Raw genomic sequence first — 25,602 nt, forward strand, 5'->3', positions numbered from 1 at the left:
CAACCAGGCCGGCGCCGAGCGCAGCGAGGTGCAGGCATGAGCGACCCGAGTGCCGCTTCGATCGTGAGCACGCCCCGTCCCGAGCAGTTGACCGAGGCAAGCTCCCCGGCCACCGTCGGCCCGACGGGCAAGAAGGAGAAGCCGCGCAGCCTGCTCGGCGACGCCTGGATCGACCTGCGCCGCAAGCCGCTGTTCTGGATCTCCGCCATCTTCATCGTGCTCTTCGTGGTGATGTCGGCCTTCCCGTCGCTGTTCACCTCCGGTGACCCGGACGCCACCGCGCTCTCCCGCAGCCGGCTCGAGCCCTCCGGCGACGCGTGGTTCGGCTACGACGTGCTCGGGCGGGACGTCTACGCCCGGGTGATCTACGGCGCCAACGCCTCGATCGTGGTCTCGCTGCTCTCCACGATCGGCACCCTGCTGATCGGCGGGGCGGTCGGCATCATCGCGGGCTACAAGGGCGGCTGGGTCGACGGCCTGCTCTCCCGGATCACCGACATCTTCTTCGGCCTGCCGTTCGTGCTCGGCGCGATCGTCATCCTCACCACGTTCAACGGTGCCGGCTCCAACAACGGCGAGTGGGAGATCAAGTTCCTGGTGATCGGCTCGCTGGTGCTGCTGAGCTGGCCGGTGGTGATGCGGCTGATGCGCTCCTCGGTGCTCGCCACCAAGGAGGCCGACTACATCGTGGCGGCCCGCGCGATGGGTGCCAGCACCGGCCGGATCATCTTCAAGCACCTGCTGCCGAACTGCCTGGCGCCGCTGCTGGTCTACGGGACGATCATGATCGGCTCCTTCATCGGCGCCGAGGCCACCCTGTCCTTCCTGGGTATCGGCCTGCAGAGCCCGGTGGTCTCCTGGGGCATCATGATCAATGAAGCGCAGAACTACCTCCGGGTCTCGCCCTTCCTGCTCTTCTTCCCCTCCGCGTTCCTCGTCACCGCCGTGCTGAGCTTCGTCATGCTCGGCGAGGCGGTCCGCGAGGCCCTCGACCCGAAGCTCCGATAGGGGAGACTGAGTTGTCCGACATTCTCGTGTCCGAGCAGTCCGCGCCCGGCGCCGACGGGTCCGGTCGCCCCTCCGGCCGGCTGCTCGAGGTCGACGACCTGCGGGTGGAGTTCCGCACCCGGGACGGCGTCGCCAAGGTCATCAACGGAGTGACGTACCACGTCGACGCGGGGGAGACCCTCGCCGTGCTCGGCGAGTCCGGCTCCGGTAAGAGCGTCACCGCGCAGACCATCATGGGCATCCTGGACATGCCGCCCGGCTTCGTCACCGGCGGTCAGGTCCGCTTCCACGGCAAGGACATGCTCACCATGTCCGCCGAGGAACGTCGCCGCATCCGTGGCGAGGGCATCGCGATGATCTTCCAGGACTCGCTCTCCGCCCTGAACCCGGTCTTCACCGTCGGGTTCCAGATCGCCGAGCAGTTCCGGGTCCGGCGCGGGATGAGCCGTTCCGACGCCAAGAAGCGCGCGATCGAGATGCTCGACCAGGTCAAGATCCCGAACGCCAAGGGCCGGTTCAGCAACTACCCGCACCAGTTCTCCGGCGGTATGCGGCAGCGCGCGATGATCGCGATGTCGCTGGCGCTCGACCCCGAGGTGCTGATCGCCGACGAGCCGACCACCGCGCTGGACGTGACCGTGCAGGCCCAGATCATGGACCTGCTCGGTGAACTCCAGCGGGAACGCCGGATGGGCATGATCCTGATCACCCACGATCTCGGCGTGGTCGCCGACGTCGCGGACCGGATCGCGGTCATGTACGCCGGCCGGATCGTCGAGGAAGCCGACGTCTACGACCTGTACGCCAAGCCGGCGCACCCGTACACGCTCGGCCTGCTCAACTCGATCCCCCGGCTGGACGAGAAGGGGCAGCAGCTCCGCACCATCAAGGGCCTCCCGCCGAACCTGATGAACATCCCGCCGGGCTGCCCGTTCAACCCGCGCTGCCCCATGGCGCAGCCGGTGTGCCGGGAGACCGTCCCCCCGCTGTTGCAGATCGGCACCGGTCGGGCCAGCGCCTGCCACTTCGCCGAGGAGCTGGTGAACCGTGACTGACAACATCATCGAAGTCCGTGACCTGGTCAAGCACTACCCGGTCACCCGGGGCATCGTGTTCAAGAAGACCATCGGCCAGGTCAAGGCCGTCGACGGCGTCTCGTTCGACCTCAAGGCCGGGGAGACGCTGGGCGTGGTCGGCGAGTCGGGCTGCGGCAAGTCGACGCTGAGCCGGGTCCTGATGAACCTGGAGAAGCCCACCGCAGGCACGGTGCACTACAAGGGCCAGGACATCGCCAAGCTCTCCGGTGGCGCGCTGCGGCGGCTGCGCCGGCAGATCCAGCTGGTGATGCAGGACCCGTACACCTCGCTGAACCCGCGGATGACCGTCGGTGACCTGATCGGTGAGCCGTTCGAGATCCACTCGGAGGTCGCGCCGCGGGGCAGCCGCCGGGACAAGGTCAAGGAACTGCTCGACCTGGTCGGCCTCAACCCGGAGCACATCAACCGGTACCCGCACCAGTTCTCCGGCGGTCAGCGGCAACGCATCGGCATCGCCCGGGCGCTCGCCCTGCGCCCCGAGGTGATCGTCTGCGACGAGCCGGTCTCCGCCCTGGACGTCTCGATCCAGGCCCAGGTGATGAACCTGCTGGAGAAGCTCCAGAACGAGCTGGGCCTGTCGTACGTGTTCATCGCGCACGACCTGTCGGTGGTCCGGCACCTGTCGGACCGGGTCGCGGTGATGTACCTCGGCAAGATCGTGGAGATCGGCACCGAGGACGAGATCTACGAGCGGCCGACCCACCCGTACACCCAGGCGCTGCTGTCGGCGGTGCCGGTGCCGGACCCGACGCTGCGGGAGAACAAGGCGATCATCCGGCTCACCGGTGACGTCCCGTCGCCGATCAGCCCGCCGTCGGGCTGCCGGTTCCGCACCCGGTGCTGGAAGGCGCAGGACCTCTGCGCCGAGCAGCCGCCGCTGCTGGAGATCCGCCCCGGCTCGGACCACCCGAGCGCCTGCCACTTCGCCGAGAAGCGGGAGATCGTCGCCACGCACGACGCGTGAGCCACACCCGGGCCGCCTGCCACCGTCACCCCGACGGCGGCAGGCGGTTCGTCGTTACCGGCCCGTGGTCCGGCAGCTCCACCCCCAACACCCGGGCGGTCCGCCCTTCCGCAACGCCTGGCGGTCCGCCCTTACAGCGGGCCGCGCCCCGCCCGCAGCAGCAACAGCGCGAGTTGGGTACCGTCGGCCCCCAACTCGGTGCGGAAGCGCTCCAGGATCTCGCGCTCCCGGGAGAGCACCAGCCGGGTGCCCCCGGAGGCCATCCGGGTCACCCCGACCTCCTGGGAGAGCGCCGCCCGTTCCTGCCAGAGCGCGATCAGCGTCCGGTCGATCTCGTCGATCCGTTCCCTGATCGCCACGATCCGCTCGGCCGCCGCCGTGTCACCGGTGCCGGTACGGGCGGCAGCGGCTCCGGTCGGGTCGGTCTCCGTGGGATCGGCCCCGGCCGGCTCGTCGTGCCGCGCGGGGCCACCGCTGGACTCCACCACGTCAGTCATCATCGTCGTACCCCTCGGGTCTCGGGCCCGGTGTTCGGATCCCGGGACGAAAAAGCCCCGGGCTCTCCGAGCCCGGGGCTTTCGTAGGTCCTGTCGATCAGGCGCGACCCACGGCTGCCGGACTCCCGGTGCCGTAGTAAAAGAAGAACCGCCGCTCGATCACGTCGTCGAGTATGCCGACCGGAAGCCGGTCCGCGCAAGCAGTCCCCGGCCACCGGGTGCGACCGTGTCCCCCGCCGACGGGATCGGGCCGGGCCCCCGTCGGCGCGCGGACGCGCCGACGGGAAGCCCGGCCCTCGGATCAGCCCAACCGGGTGATGCGGTCCGCCGCCGTGGGGGCGACCGGCTCCCCGGCACCCAGGTACGCCACCAGGGCGTCCACGTCGAAACCGGGCGCCGTGGTCCGGCCGGCGCCACCCGCCAGCTCGGTGAACCCGTCCCCGCCGTTGGCGAGGAAGTCGTTCGTGGTGACCCGGAAGCTGGCCGCCGGGTCGACCGGGGTGCCGTTCAGGGCCAGCGCGCTGACCCGCGAGCCGGCCGGGGCGGTGCTGTCGTACGAGTAGGTCAGCCCGGCCGACGGCTGGAGGATGCGCTGGGTGGTCTGCCCCTTGAAGCCGACGAACTGCTGCTCCAGCACGTCCTTGAGCTGCGCGCCGGTGAACGTCTGGGTGACCACCAGGTTGTTGAACGGCTGCACGGTGAACGCCTCGCCGTAGGTCACCTCGCCCGGCGCCTCACCACCGGCCGACGCCGCGTACGACAGGGAGGCCCGAACGCCACCCGGGTTCATCAGCGCGAGCTGCGCCCCGTCGCCCTTCGTGTACGCCAGCTGCGCGTCGGCGATCACGTCACCCATCGGGCTCTCCCCGTTGGGCCGGGCGTCCCGGACGATGTCCGCGCTGATCTTCCCGACCACCCGGTTGGCGATCGGGGCGACCGCCGTGCGGTACTTGTCGGCCAGCGTCTTCGCGCCCGCGTCGACCAGGGCCGGGTTCTTGGCGAACACCCCGCCGGTCTGCTGCCAGGTCCCGTCGGCGTTGCGCACGCCGTTCTCCACGATCACGTTCTTCGCGGTGATGCCGGTGAACCGGCCGGTCCGCCGGTCCAGCGAGTAGTCGATGTCGGTGACCAGTTGGCCGTTGTTGCCGGCGCTGGTGACCACGCTCGGCTTGCCCGAGGAGTTCGGCAGCGAGCAGGAGTAGAAGCGGTGGGTGTGCCCGGAGACCACCACGCCGAACTCCGGCCGCAGGCCCTTGACGATGTCGACGATCGGGCCGGAGAAGTTGGCGCAGTCGGAGACGCCCGGGGTGGCCGGCGGCGCGGACTGCGCGCCGCCCTCGTGCACCAGCAGCACCATCGCCTTGACACCGAAGAGCTTGAGCAGGCCGCCCCACTTGTTGGCGGTCTGCACCTCGTCGGTGAAGGTGACGTCCTTGATGCCGGCCGGGTTGACGATGCCCGGGGTGCCCTCCAGGGTGACCCCGACGAAGCCGACCGGCACGCCGCCGACGAACTTCACGTCGATCGGGGGCAGGATCGGCAGCTTGGTCTTCTTGTTGATGGTGTTGGCGGCGAGGTAGGTGAACTTCGCGCCGGCGAAGCCGTCGCCGTCCTGGCAGCCGTCGACCGGATGGCAGCCGCCCTTGTCGATCCGGAGCAGCTCCTTGACGCCCTCGTCGAACTCGTGGTTGCCGACCGAGCTGACGTCCAGGCCGATCTGGTTCATCAGCTCGATGGTGGGCTCGTCGTGGAAGGCGGCGCTGACCAGCGGGGTGGCCCCGATCAGGTCGCCGGCGCCGACGGTGGTGGTGACCCGGCCCTCGGCCTTCGCCTCGGCCCGCAGCTTCTTCAGCCAGGTGGCCAGGTATTCCACCCCGCCGGCCGGGGTGCCGTTGACGGTCGCGCCGCTGCCGCCGGGCGGGTCGATCGCGCCGTGGAAGTCGTTGTAGCTGAGGAACTGGCCCTTGACCTCACCACCCGTCGCGGTGGCGTACGAGACGGCGACCGGGGCGAGGCCGGCCCCGGGGGCGGCGTCGGCCGGCGGCGTGGTGGTGCGGCCGGTGCTGGGCAGGCTGGCCACGACGGCCAGGGCGAGGACCGGCGCGGCGAGGTGACGCAGCACGGCCCGACCGCGCGAGCGCGGTTGACTCATGGTTGTTCTCCCAAGTCGTCTACGGGGGAGCAGGCGGGGATTTCCCGGGTCATCGTCGCGCCTCGGGACCCAAGATGCCAGTGGGGCCACCGTGACAGGTTCGTCTCAGTCCGGTCGGGGCGGTCGCCGGGGCCACGGGGGAGCTGCGGCAGATGGACCGTGACGGTTGGCCGGCGGGGGTACGGCATCCGGTCGGGCGTGCGCGGGCGGGAAGTGTCCGGCCGACGGCATAGACTCGCCGTGCGATGCATCCTCTCTTCGACATCCCCGCGTCCCCGCCCGCGCCCGAGCCCGCGTCGGTCCCGCCGCGCCGGCCCGGCCCCGCCCGCCGCCTCGATCCGCAGGACCTGGTGGAGGGCCTGAACGGTCCCCAGCGGGACGCGGTCACCCACTCCGGTTCGCCGCTGCTGATCGTGGCCGGGGCCGGCTCCGGCAAGACCCGGGTGCTCACCCACCGGATCGCCTACCTGCTCGCCGCGCGGGACGTCCACCCCGGCGAGATCATCGCGATCACCTTCACCAACAAGGCCGCCGGTGAGATGAAGGAACGGGTGACCCACCTGGTCGGCCCGCGCGCCCGGCTGATGTGGGTGTCGACGTTCCACTCCGCCTGCGTGCGCATCCTGCGCGCCGAGCACGAGCACGCCGGTTTGAAGTCGACCTTCTCCATCTACGACGCCGACGACTCCCGCCGGCTGATGCAACTGGTCGCCCGGGAGCTGGATCTCGACCCGAAGCGCTACCCGGCCCGGGGGCTCGCCGCCCAGGTGTCCAACCTGAAGAACGAGCTGACCGACCCGGAGGAGTTCGCCGGCCGGGCCACGGGCCCCAACGAGCGGGCGCTCGCCGAGGCGTACACCCTCTACCAGCGGCGGCTGCGGGAGGCGCACGCGCTGGACTTCGACGACCTGATCATGACGTCGGTGCACCTGCTCCAGTCGCACCCGCACGTCGCGGAGAGCTACCGCCGCCGGTTCCGGCACGTCCTGGTCGACGAGTACCAGGACACCAACCACGCGCAGTACACCCTGATCAAGGAGCTGGTCGCCGGCACCGAGGGGATCGCGCCGGCCGAGCTGTGCGTGGTCGGCGACGCCGACCAGTCGATCTACGCGTTCCGGGGCGCGACGATCCGCAACATCCTGGAGTTCGAACGGGACTTCACCGACGCCCGGACGATCCTGCTGGAGCAGAACTACCGCTCCACCCAGACCATCCTCAACGCGGCCAACGCGGTGATCGACCGGAACACCTCCCGCAAGCCCAAGCGGCTGTGGAGCGACGCCGGGGCCGGTGAGCAGATCGTCGGCTACGTCGCCGACACCGAGCACGCCGAGGCCGACTGGGTGGGCCGGGAGGTCGACCGGCTGGTCGACGCGGGGGAGACCCGCCCCGGCGACGTGGCCGTCTTCTACCGCACCAACGCCCAGTCCCGGGTCTTCGAGGAGGTGTTCATCCGGGTCGGCCTGCCCTACAAGGTGGTCGGCGGGGTGCGCTTCTACGAACGCAAGGAGGTCCGCGACGCGCTGGCCTACCTGCGCGCGGTGGTCAACGACGACGACACGGTCAGCCTCCGCCGGGTGCTGAACACCCCACGTCGGGGCATCGGCGACCGGGCCGAGGCGTGCGTCGAGGCGCTCTCCAGCCGGGACCGGATCTCCTTCGGCGCGGCGCTGCGCCGGGCCCGGGAGGCACCGGGCATCTCCACCCGGGCCGCCAACTCCATCGCCGAGTTCGTCGCGCTCCTCGACGGTGCCCGCGAGCTGGCCGAGGAGGGCACCCCGGAGGAGGTGCTGGAGGCGCTGCTGACCCGGTCGGGCTACCTGACCGAGCTGGAGGAGAGCCTCGACCCGCAGGACGCCGGCCGGGTCGACAACCTCCAGGAACTGGTCAGCGTCGCCCGGGAGTACACCGAGCGGATCGAGGCGCTGGGCGAGGACGGTGAGCGGGCCACCCTCGCCGGTTTCCTGGAGCAGGTGGCGCTGGTCGCCGACGCCGACCAGATCCCCTCCGACGACCCCGACCACCAGGGGGTCGTCACCCTGATGACCCTGCACACCGCCAAGGGCCTGGAATTCCCGGTGGTGTTCCTGACCGGCCTGGAGGACGGCGTCTTCCCCCACCTGCGGTCACTGGGCGACACCCGGGAGTTGGAGGAGGAGCGGCGGCTGGCGTACGTGGGCATCACCCGGGCCCGGCAGCGGCTCTACCTGTCCCGGGCGGTCACCCGTTCGGCCTGGGGGCAGCCGTCGTACAACCCGCCGTCGCGCTTCCTGGAGGAGCTGCCGCCGGAGCTGGTCCGCTGGGAGCGCACCGAGGGGACGTACACCTCGTGGGCCGGTGGGGGCGGCGGCGTCGGGGGGCGTGCGGACCGCGTGCCCGGCGGGCGTGGCGGCTTCACCGGGGGCACGCCGAGGGCGACGGAGCTGGCGAAACGGCTCGGGGTCGACGCCAGTCGGCTGGCCACCGCCAGCGAGCTGCCGCAGGGGCCGAAGGTGTCGGCCGGTGACCGGGTCAACCACCAGCGCTACGGCCTGGGGCGGGTGCTCGCGGTCGAGGGCCACGGGCCGAGCGCCCGCGCGCAGATCGACTTCGGCGACCAGACCATGTGGCTGGTGCTGCGGCACGCCCCGCTCGACAAGCTCTGAGGCGACGGCGAAGGGCCCGGCCCGGCAGCACGCCGGGCCGGGCCCTTCGCCGTCGCGGCTCAGCAGGCCACGTCGATGCCCCGGGCGCGCAGGAACGGCGCCGGGTCGATCTGGTTCCACATCTGCCCCTGGTGCACCTCGAAGTGCAGGTGGGGGCCGGTGGAGTCACCGGTGGAGCCCTCGTAGCCGAGCACCTCGCCGACGCCGACCCGGTCGCCGACGGCGACCTTCACGCTGCTCTGGTGGGCGTAGTGGGTCAGGTAGCCGTTGCCGTGGTCGACGAAGACCGAGATGCCGTAGCCGTCGCCGACGTCGCCGGCCTTGACCACGGTGCCGGCCGCGGCGGCGTGGATCGGGGTACCGGCCGGCATGGCGAAGTCGATTCCGGCGTGCAGGGCGCCCCCGCGCTGCCCGTAGCAGGAGGTGATCCCGGCCCCCGCCATGGGGATCACCCAGGACGACTTCGGTTTGGGAGCGGTGGTCTTCCTGGCGACGGCCTTCGGCTTCGCGGTGACCTTCGGCTTGGCCTTCGGCTTCCGCGTCGGGGCGGCCGTCGGGGTGGGACTGGCGCTGGTGGGGGTCGGCACGGCGCTGGGGCTGGCCGGGGCGGTCGACTCCCGGGTGGACCGGTCGGCACGGTCGGCGGCGTCGGCACGGGCCTGTGCGTCGAGCGCGACGGCGGCCGGCTCGGGGGCGTCGTCCCGGTCGAGGGCGGCCGTGGCGGTCCCGGCCAGGCCGAGGCCGACCAGGGCGACCACGCCGACGGCGAGGGCGCGTGCGCCGCGTGGGTGACGCCGCCGGTGCCGGATCACGGCGGCGGAGATCCGCGCGTTGCGGGTGATGCTGGCAGTGCGGGTGGTGCTGTCGGTGGTGCTGTCGTTGTCTTCCTGCACGGCGGACCTTCACACACTCAGGGGATTCGGACCGGACCATCCTGGGTGTCGGAGCGCGCCGGGACGGGAACCGGTACCGGCGGGTAGCCCCGACCGTCCCGGAGGGCTGCCCGGCTATGTCCCGTCGGGGTGTCGTCTGCCCCGTTGACCGGGCCGGGTCGCCAGTGTCGTCGGTCACATCGCGGTGTGTGACGCAGCAGACTTACCCGCACGCGAAACCGCCCGGATCCGTAGATCCGGGCGGTCAACAGGCGTCACGCAGGGTCAGGAGGCGGCTTTCTCGGTGTAGTACGCCTCGACCTGTAGCTTGATGTCCACTCCGCGCTCCTGGAGCCACGGCACCGGGTCGAGGGGCTGGCCCTTGACGTGGACCTCCAGGTGCAGGTGCGCGCCGTACGAGTGGCCGGTGTTGCCGACCAGGCCGAGCTGGTCGCCCGCCTTGACCTGCTGGCCCTCGTGCACGCTCACCGCGGAGGAGTGACCGTAGATGGCCTCGCTGCCGTCGGCGTGCTGGACGATCACCGCGTAGCCGTAACCGCCGAACCAGCCGGCCTTGGTGACCGTGCCGGAGTGGATGGCCACGTACGGGGTGCCCTCCGGCGCGACCAGGTCGATGCCGGTGTGCAGCTTGCCCCACCGCATGCCGTACGGGGAGTTGAAGTCGTAGCCCTGCATGGGCAGCAGCCACGGGTCCTGCTCGTCGACGCCCGCCGCGGTGTCCCGGGCGTTGTCGCGGGTGGCCCGGTCGGCGGCGTCGGCCCGCGCGGCGGCGTCCTGGCTGGTGATCGAGGCCTGCCGGAGCTCGTCGAGAACCGACGGGCTGACGCTCTTGGCGTCCGGCATCGCCCCCGCGCCGAGCGCGACGATCCCGGCACCGACGAACGCGGTGGTGACGACCGCCGCGTAGCGGCTCCGTGGGGGGGTTGGTACACGGCGGCGGCCGCGATATCTATCGGGCTCAGACGACAGGCGCTGGCGCACGCACACCCTCCGTTGTCGGGGATCCGATGCAATCTCCGACCGTTCGGTGCAGCTGATCGAACGGTCGTAGATCGCGTCATCACCCGTCCGTGGACCTGATGACAACCGTGGACACGTTAGCCCTCCACCGCTCCGGTCACAAGCGTAGGCACCGAAGCGGCGATTCCTTCTGTCCCTTTCCGTCCCTCATTGTCATAGCTCCAGACGCCGGACGGCTGTCCCTCTTCCTGCCCGTTCGTCGCGCACCGTGACCGTTCGGCGGAGGCGTCCGGCTTCCGGGTCGCCGGTCGGCACGGTAGGGGTCCGGCCCGGGTTCTCCACCCCGGGTCGGTCGGGTTACCGTTCGTTCAGCTGGTAGCCGCGGAGCCGTGAAGGGTGTGCGCTGATGAACTCTCGTATCCGGGTAGTCGTCGCGAAGCCGGGCCTCGACGGCCACGACCGGGGCGCGAAGGTGGTGGCGCGTGCGCTGCGTGACGCGGGCATGGAGGTCATCTACACCGGCCTGCACCAGACCCCGGAGCAGATCGTCGAGACCGCCATCCAGGAGGACGCCGACGCGGTCGGCCTCTCGGTGCTCTCCGGTGCGCACATGACGCTCTTCCGCCGGGTGCTGGAGCTGCTCGCCGAGCGGGACGCGCGGGACATCGTCGTCTTCGGCGGCGGCATCATCCCCGACGCCGATCTCCCCGAGCTGGTGGAGCTGGGCGTCAAGAAGATCTTCACGCCGGGTGCGACCACCCAGTCGATCGTGGAGTGGGTACGGGCCAACGTGGCCCAGCCGGTGGGCTGACCACCCGGGTGCGCCGCACCCCTTCGTACGCCGACGGTGGTGTGCCGGTTTCCGGTCGCCGCCGTTTTCGTCGTGCCGTGACCCCGACGGCGGTGTGCTCCCCGCGGTGGTGTGATCCCGGCGGTGGTGTGATCCCCGGGGGCGGTGTGGCCCGGCCGGGGCGGCGGATCGGGAGTCATCCGAATCCGGGCAGGGTGAAGGGCCGGACGCACCCCTCACACGCCCGGCCCTTCTATGCACGATGCCCCGCCGCCACCCCTCGACCGACAGGGCATCGGCCGCTCCCGTCTTCGCGCTGACCAGCGCTCCGACATCAGACTCAACGACGCCCGTACGGTGGGGTTACGCGTTGCTTGGGACAACCTGTGGACCAATTTGTGTCACCGGCGAGTCGCCGGCGGCGCGCTGTGCATTACCGCACACCGCGCACCCGCTCGGTTGCCGCCGGTGCCCACCTCGCTAGGCTGCGGCCAATGGCCTGTTTCAACTGATGACAGGCGTCAACGGAGTTTCACAACGCTGGCGGCGGCGCGACGGCGCGCCGCGGAGACGGGACGGGACGCGCAATCGTGGACCTGTACGAGTACCAGGGGCGGGACCTGTTCGAGCGGCACGGCTTGCCCGTGCTCGCCGGCGGCGTCGCCACGACCCCGGAGGAGGCCCGCGCGATCGCCGAACGCCTCGGCGGTCGGGTGGTCGTCAAGGCGCAGGTGAAGGTCGGTGGCCGTGGCAAGGCCGGCGGCGTCAAGCTGGCCGAGGGCGCCGACGAGACGGTGGCCAGGGCCACCGACATCCTCGGCATGGACATCAAGGGTCACACCGTCCACAAGGTCATGATCACGGTGACCGCGGACGTGGCCGAGGAGTACTACTTCTCCTACCTGCTCGACCGGGCGAACCGCACCTTCCTCTGCATCGCCAGCGTGGCCGGCGGTATGGACATCGAGCAGGTCGCCGCCGAGACCCCCGACAAGGTGGTCAAGGCCCCGATCGACGCGGTCGAGGGCGTGGACGAGGCGAAGGCCCGGGAGATCGTCGCCGCGGCCGGGTTCCCGGCCGAGGTCGCCGACCAGGTCGTCGCGGTCGCGGTCGGGCTGTGGAAGGCGTTCGTCGCCGAGGACGCCACCCTGGTCGAGGTGAACCCGCTGGCCAAGACGGGCGACGGCACGATGCTGCTGCTCGACGCCAAGATCACGCTGGACGAGAACGCCGGTTTCCGGCACCCGGACCACGAGGCGCTGGTCGACCAGGCCGCGGTGGACCCGCTGGAGCAGGCCGCCAAGGAGAAGGACCTCAACTACGTCAAGCTCGACGGCGAGGTCGGCATCATCGGCAACGGCGCGGGTCTGGTCATGTCCACCCTCGACGTGGTGGCCTACGCGGGCGAGCGGCACGGCAACGTCAAGCCGGCCAACTTCCTCGACATCGGCGGCGGCGCGAGCGCCGCGGTGATGGCCAACGGTCTGGAGATCGTGCTGTCCGACCCGTCGGTTCGCAGCGTCTTCGTCAACGTCTTCGGCGGCATCACCGCCTGCGACGAGGTCGCCAACGGCATCATCCAGGCGCTGGCCCTGCTGGAGGAACGCGGCGAGAAGGTCACCAAGCCGCTCGTCGTCCGGCTTGACGGCAACAACGCGGAGGCCGGTCGGGCGATCCTCGACGGCGCCGGCAACCCGCTCGTGCAGCGGGTCGACACCATGGACGGCGCGGCCGAGCGGGCCGCCGAGCTGGCAGCTGCGGGGGTCTGACGATGGCGATCTGGCTGACCAAGGAGTCCAAGGTCATCGTGCAGGGGATGACCGGTTCCGAGGGTTCCAAGCACACCCGGCGGATGCTCGCCGCCGGCACCAACGTCGTCGGCGGGGTCAACCCGCGCAAGGCCGGCACCACCGTCGACTTCGACGGCACCGAGCTGCCGGTCTTCGCCTCCGTCGCGGACGCGATGCGGGAGACCGGGGCGGACGTCACGGTGATCTTCGTACCGCCGCAGTTCACCAAGGGCGCGGTGGTCGAGGCGATCGACGCGCAGATCCCGCTCGCCGTGGTGATCACCGAGGGCGTGCCGGTGCACGACACCGCCTCGTTCTGGGCGTACAACGTGGCCAAGGGGGAGCAGACCCGGATCATCGGGCCGAACTGCCCCGGCATCGCCTCGCCCGGCGCGTCCAACGCCGGCATCATCCCGGCCGACATCACCGGCTCCGGCCGGATCGGCCTGGTCAGCAAGAGCGGCACGCTGACCTACCAGATGATGTACGAGCTGCGCGACATCGGCTTTTCCACCTGCGTCGGCATCGGTGGCGACCCGATCATCGGGACCACCCACATCGACGCGCTCGCCGCGTTCGAGGCCGACCCGGAGACCGACGCGATCGTCATGATCGGCGAGATCGGCGGCGACGCCGAGGAGCGGGCCGCCGACTTCATCAAGGACAACGTCACCAAGCCGGTGGTCGGCTACATCGCCGGCTTCACCGCGCCCCCGGGCAAGACCATGGGGCACGCCGGCGCGATCATCTCCGGCTCGGCGGGCACCGCCGAGGCCAAGCAGCAGGCGCTGGAGGCGGTCGGGGTCAAGGTCGGCAAGACCCCGACCGAGACCGCCAAGCTGATGCGGGAGCTGATGTCCGGCCGCTGAGCCGTGGGCTGCACCAGCCCGAACGAGCGATGCACAGCTGAAGGGGGCGACCGGAGACGGTCGGCCCCTTCAGTTGTTCCAGAGCGGGTAGTTCCCGCTGGCCCGCCAGATCGCGGTGCCGATGATGTTGATCACGCCGAACGCGATGGCCAGGTAACCGAGCAGCGGCGACTGACCGTACCGCTTGGCGTCGCGGATCGACAGGTAACCGAAGACGATGCCCAGGATGCCGCAGCAGATCAGGCCGAGGACGATGCCGAGCACCCCCCAGAGCGTGGTGCGGTCCCGCCCGGCCGCAGCCGGTGGCGGTGGGTACGGAGCATTCACGGCTTCCTCCGGGCGATCGGTGCCGCGACTTCGGTCGCGTCCCTGCGCCGAGGCTAGACCGGATCGGGGGCCCATGGCGGTGGATCACGGAACTCGCCGGAGCCGGGCGGCCCCGGCGGGCAGCCACCACCGGCGCGGCGTGCCAGAGTAGACCCGATGTCCTCGATCACCCCTGATCAGCCCCGCCGTCCCAGCGGTGCCCGTGCCGGCGGCCGGCCGCCGGGCCGTGCCGGTGGTGCCCGGGTGCCCGCCCCCCGTCGGCCGGAGCAGCCCGGACGCTCCCGGGCGCCGTTGCCGGTCGCCGCCGGGGTGGCCGCCGCCGGTGCCGCCGTCACCTCCTATCTGCCGGTGGCGGTGGTGCTCGGGCTGGCCCAGTTCACCGAGGACGCCGGCTCGGTGGTCGGTGCGCTGCGGGCCGGGCTCGCCGGTTGGCTGCTCGGCCACGGGGTGCCGCTGGGGACCACCGCCGGCCCGATCGGCCTCGTCCCGCTGGCGCTCTCGGTGTTCGCGTGCTGGCGGCTGAGCCGGGCCGGGGTGCACGCCAGCCGGGCGGTCGGCGCGCGCGGCGGCCGGTCCCCCCGGCAGGCGGCCACCGTCGCCGTCGCGGTCGGCATCGGGTACGCCCTGTTCGGCGTCCTGGCCGCGCTGCTGGTCGACAGCACCGGCCTGCGGGTCTCCCCGGTCCGGTCCGGGCTGACCCTGCTGCTCTTCGGCACGGTGGCGGCCCTGGTCGGGGCGGCACGCACCACCGGCGTGGCCGGCCTGCTGGCCGAGCGTGCGCCGGCGGTGCTGCGCGACGGTGTCCGTACCGGCCTGGTCGCCGCTCTGCTGCTGCTCGGGGCGGGTGCCGTGGCGGCCGGCCTGGCGGTGGCGACCGGCGGGGGAGACGCCGCCGACCTGATCGGGGCCTACCGGACCGGGGTGGCCGGGCAGGCCGGCATCACCCTGGTCAGCCTGGCCTACGCACCGAACGCCACCGTCTGGTCCACCGCCTACCTGCTCGGCCCCGGGTTCGCCGTCGGCACCGGCACGGCGATCCGCCTCAGCGAGGTGTCCGTCGGATCGCTGCCGGCCGTACCGCTGCTCGCCGGCCTGCCCAGCGGCCCGGTCGACGGGCTCGGTGCGGCGCTGCTGGCGGTGCCGGTGCTGGCCGGCATGACGGCGGGTTGGCTGCTCGGCCGCCGGCTGCTCCGCCCGGACCCCGACGACCGGGCCGGGCCGGACTGGCCGGCGCTGCTCGGCCCGGCGGCGCTCGCCGGGCCGGTGGTCGGCCTGGTCGTCGGGCTCGCCGCGGTGGCCTCCGGCGGATCGCTCGGCGGCGGCCGGCTGGCCGAGATCGGCCCGGTGCCGTGGCAGGTGGCGGCAGTGGCCACCGCCGTGGTCGCGGTCGGCGCGCTGCTCGGGGCCGCTGCCGCCAAGGTGCTCGACCGTCCGTCGTCGGCCCGCCCACCCGCCCGGCCGCGGTCGCCCGTCACCCGCCCCCGGCCGGCTGCGGACCGGCCGGGCCCGGCCGAGGACCGGTCGCGTACGGGCCGGGACCGCCCCCGATCAGCCGCCGACCGGCCGCCCCGCCCGGTCGTCGACTGAGCATCCGCTCCTGCCGGCTGCACCGCGCCGCGCACCCTGCTGCCGGCCGCGCGGTCCGGCCGGCCTGGCCGGGTCGACCTCGCCGTCTCGTGCCGGCCCGGCGGTCTGGGCCGGCCGTCTCGTTCCGGCCCGGCGGTCTGGCCTGGCCGTCTCGTTCCGGCCCGCCGGTCTCGCGGTGCTGCCGGTGTACGGCGAGGGGCGCCCCGGACGGTGCCGGGACGCCCCTCGATGTCGCGCCCGGTCAGGGCGAGGTGGGCAGCGTGAAGCTGCCGATGAGGTTGAGCAGCAGCAGCAGGATGCCGAGCCCGACCGCGATCGCGCCGCAGATCAGGCCGGCCTTGGCCTGACCGGCGTTGCTGGCCAGACCCTGGTTGGCCTTCTGCATCCCCAGCCAACCGGTGATCACCGCGCCGATGCCGAGCGGGATGCCCAGGAAGAGGCAGCAGAGCAGCGGAAGCGACGCGATGCCGAGGATCAGCGACACCAGGCCGAGGGTGTTCTGCTGCCCCTGCGGCGCCGGATAGCCGGCCCCCGGATAGGAGGCCGCCGCGGCGTACGGCTGCTGCCCGTAGGGGTCCTTGTGGACGGGCTGGCCGTACGGGTCCGGCTGGAAGGGCTGCTCGTACGGCTGGCCCGAGGTGGGCTGGGGGCCGTACGGGTCGTGCGGGGGCTGCCCGTACTGCGGAGGCTGTCCGTACTGGGGCTGCTCGCCGTACGGTGCCGCCGGTTGCTGCCCGTACGGTGCCTGCGGCGCGGCGTACGGGTCCTGCGGCTGGCCCGAGACGGGCTGCTGCCCGTACGGATCGTGCGGGGGCTGCTGGCCGTACGGGTCGTGGCCGGGGTTTCCGGGCTGCATCTCGGCTGCTCCTCAGTCGTGGGCCGTCAGTAGCTGCTGGTGCTGCTGCCGTCGATCGCACCCATCACACCACCGAAGATGCAGCACAGCAGCACGATGACGAGCCACACACCACCGATGATGAAGGCCAGCTTCGACCACTTCTTGGACTCGCGGGCGGCGGCCTCGGCACCCGCGTAGTCGCCCTGCTGCAGGGCCGGGTTGACCTTGGATGCGTTGATGATGGCGGGGATCGCCAGCGGCCAGAAGAAGAAGATGGCCACGATCGACGGGGTCATGTTGTTGTTGATCGGCTGCTGCGGGTTGGGGTAGCCGGGCTGCATCTGTGGTACTCCTCGTTCACGTCGGTACGGCGTCCGTACCTGATCATTGGCTATGGGGTGCGGTGGCGGGCGCGGCCCGGCCACCGGGCGACCGGCAGCGTACCGTGTCCGGGCGACACGCGTGATCACCCGAAACGTCGCCGCCCGCAGGATGGGCGTGCCGACCTGCCCGCTAGGGTGGCCGGGTGACCGAGCCTGCGCCCGTCGCCCGCCTCGTCGTCCTCGTCTCCGGCTCCGGCAGCAACCTCCAGGCGCTGCTGGACGCCGCCGCCGACCCCGGCTACGGGGCCCGGGTGGTGGCCGTCGGTGCCGACCGGGACGGCATCGTCGGGCTGGACCGCGCCGCCGCCGCCGGGGTGCCGACCTTCGTCGACCGGGTGAAGGACCACCCCACCCGCGCCGACTGGGACAAGGCCCTCACCGCGCACGTCGCCGAGCACCGGCCCGACCTGGTGATCTCCGCCGGTTTCCTGAAGTTGGTCGGGCCGCAGTTCCTGGCGGCGTTCGGCGACCGCTACCTCAACACGCACAACACGCTGCTGCCGGCGTTCCCCGGCATCCACGGCCCCCGGGACGCGCTCGCCTACGGCGTCAAGGTCACCGGGGCCACCCTCTTCTTCGTCGACGCCGGGATGGACACCGGCCCGATCGTCGCGCAGGTCGCGGTGCCGGTCCTCGACGACGACGACGAGGAGACGCTCACCGAGCGCATCAAGCAAGCCGAGCGCCGCCAGCTCGTCGAGCAGGTCGGTCGCCTGGTCCGTGCAGGTTGGACGATCACCGGAAGAAAGGTCACCGTTCCGTGAGTGCCCCGCAGGACTCCCGCCGCCCGATCAGGCGGGCACTGGTCAGCGTCTACGACAAGAGTGGTCTGGTCGAGCTGGCCCGCGCGTTGCACGGGGCCGGGGTGGAGATCGTCTCGACCGGTTCCACCGCCTCGACGATCTCCGGCGCGGGCGTGCCGGTGACCCCGGTCGAGCAGGTGACCGGCTTCCCCGAGATCCTCGACGGCCGGGTCAAGACCCTGCATCCCAAGATCCACGGCGGTCTCCTGGCCGACCTGCGCAAGGACTCGCACGGCGCGCAGCTCGACGAGCACGGCATCGCCGGCATCGACGTCCTGGTCTCCAACCTCTACCCGTTCCAGGAGACCGTCGCCTCCGGCGCGTCGGCGGACGAGTGCGTCGAGCAGATCGACATCGGTGGGCCGGCGATGGTCCGGGCCGCCGCCAAGAACCACGCCTCGGTGGCCGTGGTGACCGACCCGGCCGCGTACCCGGCGCTGGTCGCCGCGCTGGCCGAGGGCGGTTTCACGCTGGCCCAGCGGCGGGCGCTCGCGGCCCGCGCGTTCGCCGACATCGCCGAGTACGACGTCGCGGTCGCCGACTGGTTCGCCGGCACCGCCGCCCCCGCCGAGGACGGCTGGCCGCACTTCGCCGGGCTGGCCCTGCGCCGGCAGGCGACGCTGCGCTACGGCGAGAACCCGCACCAGGGCGCCGCCGTCTACGCCGACCCGGGCAGCCCGCCGGGGCTGGCCCAGGCCGAGCAGTTGCACGGCAAGGAGATGTCCTACAACAACTACGTCGACGCGGACGCCGCCTGGCGGGCCGCGAACGACTTCCCCGACCAGCCGGCGGTGGCGGTCATCAAGCACGCCAACCCGTGCGGCATCGCCGTCGGCGCGGACGTCGCCGAGGCGCACCGCAAGGCCCACGCCTGCGACCCGGTCTCCGCGTTCGGCGGGGTGATCGCCGTCAACCGGCCGGTCTCGGTGGAGCTGGCCGGGCAGGTCGCGGAGATCTTCACCGAGGTGCTGGTGGCACCGGACTTCGAGCCCGGCGCGGTGGAGATCCTCCAGGGCAAGAAGAACATCCGGCTGCTGCGCGCCCCGGCCTTCGCCCCGCTGCCGGCCGAGTGGCGGCAGGTCACCGGTGGTGTCCTCGTGCAGCAGCGGGACCGGATCGACGCCGAGGGCGACGACCCGGCCAACTGGAAGCTGGCCACCGGCGAGGCCGCCGACGAGGCGACCCTGCGGGACCTGGTGCTGGCCTGGCGGGCGGTCCGCGCGGTGAAGAGCAACGCGATCCTGCTGGCCCGCGACGGCGCGTCGGTCGGGGTGGGGATGGGTCAGGTCAACCGGGTCGACTCGGCCCGGCTGGCGGTCAGCCGGGCCGGTGCGGAGCGGGCCCGGGGTTCCGTCGCCGCCTCGGACGCCTTCTTCCCGTTCGCCGACGGCGCGCAGATCCTGATCGACGCCGGGGTGAAGGCGATCGTCCAGCCCGGCGGGTCGATCCGCGACGAGGACACCATCGCCGCCTGCCAGCAGGCCGGCGTCACCATGTACCTCACCGCCACCCGGCACTTCTTCCACTGATCCACCCCGGCCGGGCGGGCCGCTGCTCCACCCCGGCCGGGCGGGCCGCCACCGGCCGGCCCGGCGTACCGCCTGCGTGATCACATACGGCCGAGCGGCACCCGGTGTGTGCTCGGCCGTAGGTGTCCGCACGGCGCGGTGACCGGTGGTCAGGCCCCGCCCGGCGGGTCGCGTAGGGCGGCGAAGTGGCAGGCGCTGGGGTGGGGGTCGGCGGGCCGGGGGACGGTCGGCGGGTCCTCCCGGGCGCAGATGTCCTCGGCTTTCCAGCAGCGGGTGCGGAAGTGGCAGCCGGACGGCGGGTCGGCCGGGCTGGGCACGTCGCCGGTCAGCCGGATGATGCCGGTGGCGTCGCGGGCAGCCGGGTCGGGCACCGGCACCGCGGACAGCAGCGCCTGGGTGTACGGGTGGGTGGCCCGTTCGTAGATCTCCTCCTCGGTGCCGATCTCGACGATCCGGCCCAGGTACATCACCGCCACCCGGTCGCAGATGTGCCGGACCACCGACAGGTCGTGCGCGATGAACACGTACGACAGGCCCAGCTCGTCCTGGAGTTGCCCCAACAGGTTGATGACCTGGGCCTGGATCGAGACGTCCAGGGCGGAGACCGGCTCGTCGCAGACGATCACCTCGGGGCGCAGGGCGAGCGCCCGGGCGATGCCGATGCGTTGCCGCTGACCGCCGGAGAACTGGTGCGGGTAGCGGTTGACGTGCTCGGGGTTCAGCCCGACCAGGTCCAGCAACTCCTGCACCCGGCCGCGTTTGCTGCCCTTGGGTGCGGCGTCGGGGTGGATGTCGAACGGCTCGCCGATGATGTCGCCCACCGTCATCCGGGGGTTCAGCGAGGTGTACGGGTCCTGCATCACCATCTGCATGTTGCGCCGCAGCCGGCGCAGTTCGCCCCCGGAGGCGGAGAGCAGGTCGCGGCCCTCCAGGGTGGCCCGGCCGGAGGTCGGCGTCTCCAGCCGCATCAGCAGCCGGGCGAGGGTCGACTTGCCGCAGCCGGACTCGCCGACGATGCCGAGTGTCTCGCCCCGGCGCAGCACGAAACTGACCCCGTCGACCGCCCGGACCGCGCCGACCTGCCGTTGGAAGAGCACGCCCCGGGTGATCGGGAAGTGTTTGACCAGGTCGTCGACGGCGAGGATGGTCTCGCCCCGGACCTTGGCCGGGCTAGCGGGCGCGGTCATCGTGGACCTCCTGCGCGAAGTGGCACGCGCTGGTCCGGCCGTCGGCGAGGACCAGGTCGTCCGGCACCACGTCCACGCAGACCTGCTGCACGTACGGGCATCGGGGGTGGAACGGGCAGCCGGTGGGGATCCGCATCAGGTTCGGTGGCAGTCCCCGGATCGTGGCCAGCTCCCGGCCGCGCACGTCCAGCCGGGGAATCGAGGCCAGCAACCCCTTGGTGTACGGGTGGGCCGGTGCCCGGTACAACGCGTGGACGTCGGCGTGCTCGACGATCCGGCCGGCGTACATGACGGCGATCCGGTCCGCGACGCCGGCCACCACCCCCAGGTCGTGGGTGATCAGGATCATCGCCATGTCGAGGTCGCGCCGCAGGTCGGCCAGCAGGTCCATGATCTGGGCCTGCACGGTGACGTCGAGGGCGGTGGTCGGTTCGTCGGCGATCAGCACCTTCGGGTCCAGCGCCAGCGCCATGGCGATCATGACGCGTTGCCGCATCCCGCCGGAGAACTGGTGCGGGTGGTCGCCGAGCCGCCCGGCCGCCCCGGGGATGCGTACGAGGTCCATCAGTTCGACGGTCCGCCGTCGGGCGTCGGCGCGGGACATCCCGTCCCGGTGCCGCAGCGTCTCGCCGATCTGCCAGCCGACCGGGAAGACCGGGTTCAACGCCGACAGGGCGTCCTGGAAGATCATCGCGATCTCCTTGCCGCGTACCTGCCGGCGTTGCTCCTCGGGCAGGGTGAGCAGATCGCGGCCCCGGTAGCGGATCTGCCCGGAACGGATCACCGCGGGTGGGGTGTCCAGGATGCCCATGACCGCCTGGGCGGTGACCGACTTGCCGGAGCCGGACTCACCGAGCACGGCCAGCGTCTCGCCCGGGTCCAGGTGGTAGGAGACCCCGTTGATCACCTTGGCCACCCCCTCGCCGGTGCGGAACTCGACGTGCAGGTCCCGTACCTCCAGCAGGTGACCGCCGGGCGGGGTGGGTGAGGCCGGCGTGGGCCGGACCGCGGACTCGGTCACCGGATCTGCCTCTCGCTCGCGACTGCGGGACCCGCTGCGGGCGTGCGGGGCGTGGGCGCCGGGCCCGTTGCGGGCGGGGGCGCTGTGGCCGGCACGGGCGTGCGGGGCGTGGGTGCCGGGCCCGTTGCGGGCGTGCGGGGTGGGGGCGCTGTGGCCGGCACGGTGCTCACCGCAGCTTCGGGTCGAAGGCGTCGCGGATCGCGTCGCCCAGCATGATGAAGGCCAGCACGGTCAGCGCGAGGAAGGCGGACGGGACGACCAGCGGGGTCGCCGACTCGCGCATGTGCACCCGGCCGGCGTCGATCTCGATGCCCCAGGAGATGGTGGGCGCCTTCAGTCCGATGCCCAGGAAGCTCAGGGTCGCCTCGGCGGCGATGAACGAACCGAGCGCGATGGTCAGCACCACGATCGCCGGGGCGAGCGCGTTGGGCAGGATGTGCCGCCACATGATCCGGCCGTCGCCCGCGCCGAGCATCCGGGCGGCGGCGACGTAGTCCTGCTCCTTGGCGGTGATCACCGAGGAGCGCACCACCCGGGCGGCGGTGGTCCAACCGAGCACCGCCAACACGAAGATCACCGCGAACAGCCGGACCGTGTCGCTGCTGGTGCTGACCCGCTTGAGCAGCACGATCGCGGCGAGCAGCAGCGGGATGCCGAGCACGATGTCGATCACCCGGGAGAGCACCGCGTCGACCCAGCGGCCGAAGTAGCCGGCCACCATCCCGACGACCAGCGCGATGATCCCGGTGAGCAGCGCGGAGAGCGCGCCCACCAGCAGCGAGGCGCGGGCCCCGTAGACCGCCCGGGCGTACGTGTCGCAGCCCTGGAAGTCGTACCCGAAGATGGCCCCGCCGGACGCCCCGGCGTGCTGGCGGGACAGCACGCAGTCGCGCGGGTCGTTGGCGGTGAACAGCGACGGCACGGCGGCCATCGCGGCGACCAGCACGACCAGCACCAGACTTATCCAGAAGACCGGCTTGCGGCGCAGCTCACGCCAGGCGTCCCCGGCCAGGCTGCGGGGTTTCTGCGGTACGCCGACCCGGTCGGGGGTGCCGGGCTCACCGGAGACCCCCCGGCGGGCGGACTGGTCCTCCGTCGCCGCCACCGTCTCGAAGTCGCTCATGCCCGTACCTCGTCGCGCTCACTCATAGCGGATCCTTGGATCGAGTACGGCGTACAGGACGTCCACCACCAGGTTGGCGACGAGGTAGACGACGACGAGCACGCTGACGATGCCCACCACCAGCGGGCCGTCCTCGGTGCGGATGCCCCGGAACAGGTTGAAGCCCACCCCCGGGATGTTGAACACGCCCTCGGTGATGATCGCGCCGCTCATCAGGTTGCCCAGCTCGACGCCGAGGAAGGTGATCACGGGGATGAGCGAGTTACGCAGTACGTGCACCCCGATGATCCGCCGCCGGACCAGCCCCTTCGACCGGGCGGTGCGGACGTAGTCGGCGCGCAGGTTCTCGGCGACCGAGGTCCGGGTCAGCCGCAGCGCGGTGGCCAGCGACAGCGAGCCGAGCACGATGCCGGGCAGCAGCAGGGCCCACAGGTCGGGGTCGGCGCCGGCGGTCGGGGGGAAGATCGGCCAGCGGACGCCGAGCAGGTACTGCGCGAGCGGGGCCAGCACGATGGTGGGGATGCCCAGCACCAGCAGGGTCAGCACCAGCGTGGCGTTGTCGAAGAGGCTGGCCCGACGGATGCCGGCGAGCACCCCGGCGGTGACCCCGAACAGGATCGTCACGGCCATCGCGATCACGGCCAGCTTGACGGTGACCGGCCAGGCGGCGGCGAGGATGTCCCCGATCGACCGGCCGGTCAGTGACTGGCCGAGGTCACCCTGGAGCAGGTTCTTGAGGTAGTCGAGGTAGCGGTAGAAGAAGCCGCCGATCCCGGTCCGGTCGAGGTGGAACTTCTCCGTGAGGTACGCCCGCTGGGCCGGGGTGACCGGCCGTTCGCCGGCCAGCGCCTGGATCGGGTCGCCCTGGCCGGCGAACATCAGGGCGTACACGATCAGCGTGGTCCCGAAGAAGGCGAGGACCATCTGGAGCAGACGCCGCAGAACGAAGCGGAACATACTGTGCAGTCTTGCTGATAAGGGGCGGGGACGGAGGCGGGTCGGGCCACCGTCCACCGATGACCCGACCCGTTGCTCCCGTCGGCGGCCCCGTTGCCGCCGACGTACCCTGCACGTGCCGGTCGGCCGTTCGCCGCCGCCGCGCCTTCATCTGCCGGCGGCCGTTCGCGGCCGACGCCCCTTCACCTGCCGGCGGCCGTTCGTGCCGCCCGGACTAGCTGACCGCCTCGATCTTCAGCAGGTCGATCCGGTCGAAGAGGTCCATCTGGACGTTCTTCACCTTGGTCGAGTGGCCGAAGTTGTTCTGGCCGTAGCGCAGCGGGATCACCGGCAGGTCCTTGGCCAGCAGGTCCTCCGCCGCCTGGTACTTCGCGATCGCGGCCTCCTCGTTCGGGGCCTTGGCGCCCTCGACGAGCAGCTTGTCGAACTCCGGGTTGCTGTAGCCGTAGTAGTTCGACGAACCGTTCGTGCTGTACAGCGGGCCGAGGTAGTTCTCCATCGACGGGTAGTCCATCACCCAGCCCATCCGGAACAGCCCCACCGGCTGCTTCGCCTTGACCTTGGTCAGCAGGTCGGCGAACTTGGGCTCGGCGGTGCCGACGCACTCCACGCCCAGGTTGGCCTTGAGCTGGTTGCAGGTCGCGTCGATCCAGTCCTTGTGCCCGCCGTCGCCGTTGTACGACAGCTCGATCTTCTTCGGGCCGCCGGCCGCCTCGTACGCCGACTTCGCCTTGGCCGGATCGAACTCGCCGGCCGCGCCGATGGTGTTCTCCCGGTAGCCCGCGACCACCGGCGAGACGAACGAGCGGGCCGGCTGCTGCGAGTCCTTGAAGATCGACTTGGTGATCTCGTCCCGGTCGATCGCCATCGAGATGGCCTTGCGCACCTCGGGCTTGCTGAACTCCTTCTGGAAGGTCGGGAAGGCCAGCACCTGCAACGACGACGCCGGGCTCTGCTGGAACCGGTCGCCCAGGTCGGTCGCGGCGGTCGACAGGTTCTCGGTCGGGATCGTCTTGATCACGTCGAGGTTGTCCGACAGCACGTCCGCGTACGCGGCGGTGGGCTGCTGGTAGATCCGGAACTCGACCCCACCCACCTTCGGCTGCTCGCCGGGGAAGGCGTCGTAGCGCTCCACCTCGACCTTGGCGTCGTGCTGCCAGGAGCCCTTCATCCGGAACGGGCCCTGCCCGATCGGGGCCTGCTCGTAGCCCTCCTTCAGCGTGCCGGGCCCCGAGAAGGCGGCCTTCGGCAGCGGGTAGAAGGCGGTGTACCCGAGCATCGTCTTGAACTCGCTGTACGGCTCGGTCAGCGTGACGGTGAAGGTCAGGTCGTCGACCTTCTTCAGCCCGGACAGCCGCTCGGCGGCCGGCTTGTCGCCCTGCAGGTCGGCGTACCCGGCGATCTTCTCGAAGAAGTAGCTGGAGTTCTGCCCGTTGGGGGCGTACGCGCCGTAGTTCCAGGCGTCGAGGTAGTTGTCGGCGGTGACCTTCTCGCCGTTGTGGAAGGTGTAGCCGTCCTTGAGCTTGACCGTCCAGACCCTGTTGTCCGACGAGGTGACCGACTCGGCCGCCACCTCGTAGGGCTTGTTGGCCTCGTCGTAGTCGACCAGCGGGCTGAACAGGGCGGCGAGCACCTGCGAACCGCTGGTCTCGTTGGTGTTGGTCGGCACCAGGTGCTGCGGCTCGGCGATCTCGATCCGCACGGCCGCGTTGGGGTCGGACTGACCGGTTCCGCTGCCGCCGCCCGAGCCGCAGGCCGCCAGGCCCAGGGTCACCGCGAGCGGGAGAGCGGTCCAGGCAGCAAGCCTGCGCACACGCATGGGGGTCTCCTCATCTCATTACGTAGCGCAGCCGGACCCGGCGCTGGGTGACTCTGCGCAACGTCCGGCAACGGTAGGCCGGGATCGGCCCGACGACAACGGAAGCGTTGCGAACGGATAACGGACCACCGGCAATGGCCTTGCGGTTGCTCTGCTCGCCTGATATCAGGGAGCAGCGATTTTAGCTGCTCAATATGGGCGTGGAGAGGGCGTCGGATGCCTGCGGATGGTCTAGCGGTCGCCGTGGGGGATTACGCGTCGCCTGTCCGGCCCGCAGTCGATGTGGGGTCTTCCGTCCGCCACGACGTCGTGGCCTGCCCCACTTTGGGTGACACAAAGTGACCATTGGCACGTAACTTA

21 protein-coding genes and 1 pseudogene are annotated in these 25,602 nt (G+C 71.6%); 10 read left to right on the top strand and 12 right to left on the bottom strand.

What is annotated here, in order from left to right:
• Positions 1-36: 36 nt before the first annotated feature.
• From AB0B63_RS04555 to AB0B63_RS04565, 3 genes are read left to right on the top strand one after another with little or no spacing between them, the layout of a single operon-like run.
• Entirely contained in the window at positions 37-1,008 is a 972-nt protein-coding gene (locus AB0B63_RS04555) for an ABC transporter permease (protein WP_208567975.1), read from the top strand.
• 26 nt (positions 1,009-1,034) lie between these two features.
• On the top strand, positions 1,035-2,063 hold the full coding sequence (locus tag AB0B63_RS04560) for an ABC transporter ATP-binding protein (RefSeq protein ID WP_208568134.1): 1,029 nt from the start codon (positions 1,035-1,037) through the stop codon (positions 2,061-2,063).
• Positions 2,056-3,069 (top strand): dipeptide ABC transporter ATP-binding protein, encoded by a 1,014-nt coding sequence (locus tag AB0B63_RS04565; RefSeq protein ID WP_208567976.1) that lies wholly within the window; start codon positions 2,056-2,058, stop codon positions 3,067-3,069. The genes AB0B63_RS04560 and AB0B63_RS04565 overlap by 8 nt, the downstream gene beginning before the upstream one ends.
• A gap of 131 nt (positions 3,070-3,200) precedes the next feature.
• On the opposite strand, the gene AB0B63_RS04570 is transcribed toward AB0B63_RS04565, so the two are convergent.
• Both AB0B63_RS04570 and AB0B63_RS04575 read right to left on the bottom strand, forming a co-directional pair.
• Positions 3,201-3,569, bottom strand: coding sequence for a chorismate mutase (locus tag AB0B63_RS04570; RefSeq protein WP_208567977.1), 369 nt, complete (start codon positions 3,567-3,569; stop codon positions 3,201-3,203).
• A 298-nt stretch (positions 3,570-3,867) separates the two neighbouring features.
• Entirely contained in the window at positions 3,868-5,718 is a 1,851-nt protein-coding gene (locus AB0B63_RS04575) for a bifunctional metallophosphatase/5'-nucleotidase (RefSeq protein WP_357014579.1), read from the bottom strand.
• Between the two features lie 245 nt (positions 5,719-5,963).
• Here AB0B63_RS04575 and pcrA point away from each other — a divergent pair, with 245 nt between their 5' ends.
• Entirely contained in the window at positions 5,964-8,366 is a 2,403-nt protein-coding gene (gene pcrA / locus AB0B63_RS04580) for a DNA helicase PcrA (RefSeq protein ID WP_357014581.1), read from the top strand.
• 59 nt (positions 8,367-8,425) lie between these two features.
• Here the strand turns inward: pcrA and AB0B63_RS04585 are convergent, their stop codons facing one another.
• A complete protein-coding gene (locus AB0B63_RS04585; RefSeq protein WP_357015132.1) occupies positions 8,426-9,178 on the bottom strand; it encodes a peptidoglycan DD-metalloendopeptidase family protein in 753 nt (250 codons plus the stop codon).
• A gap of 345 nt (positions 9,179-9,523) precedes the next feature.
• On the bottom strand, positions 9,524-10,240 hold the full coding sequence (locus AB0B63_RS04590; protein ID WP_208567980.1) for a M23 family metallopeptidase: 717 nt from the start codon (positions 10,238-10,240) through the stop codon (positions 9,524-9,526).
• Between the two features lie 385 nt (positions 10,241-10,625).
• Between AB0B63_RS04590 and AB0B63_RS04595 the strand changes: the two genes are divergently transcribed.
• The 3 genes from AB0B63_RS04595 (at position 10,626) to sucD (ending at position 13,668) form a co-directional block, all read left to right on the top strand.
• The gene (locus AB0B63_RS04595; protein ID WP_208567981.1) at positions 10,626-11,030 is read left to right on the top strand and encodes a cobalamin B12-binding domain-containing protein; all 405 of its coding nucleotides are present in this window, start codon (positions 10,626-10,628) and stop codon (positions 11,028-11,030) included.
• Positions 11,031-11,599: 569 nt separating this feature from the next.
• On the top strand, positions 11,600-12,778 hold the full coding sequence (gene sucC, locus AB0B63_RS04600; RefSeq protein ID WP_208567982.1) for an ADP-forming succinate--CoA ligase subunit beta: 1,179 nt from the start codon (positions 11,600-11,602) through the stop codon (positions 12,776-12,778).
• A 2-nt stretch (positions 12,779-12,780) separates the two neighbouring features.
• A complete protein-coding gene (gene sucD / locus AB0B63_RS04605) occupies positions 12,781-13,668 on the top strand; it encodes a succinate--CoA ligase subunit alpha (RefSeq protein ID WP_208567983.1) in 888 nt (295 codons plus the stop codon).
• A gap of 69 nt (positions 13,669-13,737) precedes the next feature.
• On the opposite strand, the gene AB0B63_RS04610 is transcribed toward sucD, so the two are convergent.
• Positions 13,738-13,995, bottom strand: a complete 258-nt coding sequence (locus AB0B63_RS04610) for a hypothetical protein (RefSeq protein ID WP_208567984.1) — start codon at positions 13,993-13,995, stop codon at positions 13,738-13,740.
• 156 nt (positions 13,996-14,151) lie between these two features.
• On the opposite strand from AB0B63_RS04610, the pseudogene AB0B63_RS04615 reads away from it, so the two are divergent.
• Positions 14,152-15,426: pseudogene (locus tag AB0B63_RS04615) on the top strand (DUF6350 family protein); the annotation flags it as partial.
• Positions 15,427-15,823: 397 nt separating this feature from the next.
• Here AB0B63_RS04615 and AB0B63_RS04620 read toward each other — a convergent pair.
• Both AB0B63_RS04620 and AB0B63_RS04625 read right to left on the bottom strand, forming a co-directional pair.
• Complete coding sequence (locus AB0B63_RS04620; RefSeq protein ID WP_208567985.1) at positions 15,824-16,438, bottom strand: DUF4190 domain-containing protein; 615 nt, start codon at positions 16,436-16,438, stop codon at positions 15,824-15,826.
• 26 nt (positions 16,439-16,464) lie between these two features.
• Positions 16,465-16,761 (bottom strand): CD225/dispanin family protein, encoded by a 297-nt coding sequence (locus tag AB0B63_RS04625; RefSeq protein WP_208567986.1) that lies wholly within the window; start codon positions 16,759-16,761, stop codon positions 16,465-16,467.
• Between the two features lie 185 nt (positions 16,762-16,946).
• Here AB0B63_RS04625 and purN point away from each other — a divergent pair, with 185 nt between their 5' ends.
• Complete coding sequence (gene purN / locus AB0B63_RS04630) at positions 16,947-17,567, top strand: phosphoribosylglycinamide formyltransferase (protein ID WP_357014586.1); 621 nt, start codon at positions 16,947-16,949, stop codon at positions 17,565-17,567.
• On the top strand, positions 17,564-19,135 hold the full coding sequence (gene purH, locus AB0B63_RS04635) for a bifunctional phosphoribosylaminoimidazolecarboxamide formyltransferase/IMP cyclohydrolase (protein WP_208567988.1): 1,572 nt from the start codon (positions 17,564-17,566) through the stop codon (positions 19,133-19,135). The genes purN and purH overlap by 4 nt, the downstream gene beginning before the upstream one ends.
• Positions 19,136-19,284: 149 nt before the next feature.
• On the opposite strand, the gene AB0B63_RS04640 is transcribed toward purH, so the two are convergent.
• The 5 genes from AB0B63_RS04640 to AB0B63_RS04660 all read right to left on the bottom strand — a co-directional run bounded on the left by AB0B63_RS04640 (position 19,285) and on the right by AB0B63_RS04660 (position 25,242).
• A complete protein-coding gene (locus tag AB0B63_RS04640) occupies positions 19,285-20,322 on the bottom strand; it encodes a dipeptide ABC transporter ATP-binding protein (protein ID WP_208567989.1) in 1,038 nt (345 codons plus the stop codon).
• Complete coding sequence (locus tag AB0B63_RS04645; protein ID WP_357014589.1) at positions 20,306-21,343, bottom strand: ABC transporter ATP-binding protein; 1,038 nt, start codon at positions 21,341-21,343, stop codon at positions 20,306-20,308. Before AB0B63_RS04645 ends, AB0B63_RS04640 begins: the two co-directional genes overlap by 17 nt.
• A gap of 166 nt (positions 21,344-21,509) precedes the next feature.
• Entirely contained in the window at positions 21,510-22,466 is a 957-nt protein-coding gene (locus tag AB0B63_RS04650; protein ID WP_357014591.1) for an ABC transporter permease, read from the bottom strand.
• Positions 22,467-22,484: 18 nt separating this feature from the next.
• Positions 22,485-23,423 carry an ABC transporter permease gene (locus AB0B63_RS04655; protein ID WP_208567992.1) on the bottom strand — a complete coding sequence of 313 codons (939 nt, stop codon included), beginning with the start codon at positions 23,421-23,423 and terminating at the stop codon, positions 22,485-22,487.
• Between the two features lie 214 nt (positions 23,424-23,637).
• A complete protein-coding gene (locus AB0B63_RS04660) occupies positions 23,638-25,242 on the bottom strand; it encodes an ABC transporter substrate-binding protein (protein ID WP_208567993.1) in 1,605 nt (534 codons plus the stop codon).
• Positions 25,243-25,602 lie beyond the last annotated feature (360 nt).

Source organism: Micromonospora sp. NPDC049081 (assembly GCF_040648835.1).
Lineage (GTDB): Bacteria > Actinomycetota > Actinomycetes > Mycobacteriales > Micromonosporaceae > Micromonospora > Micromonospora antibiotica.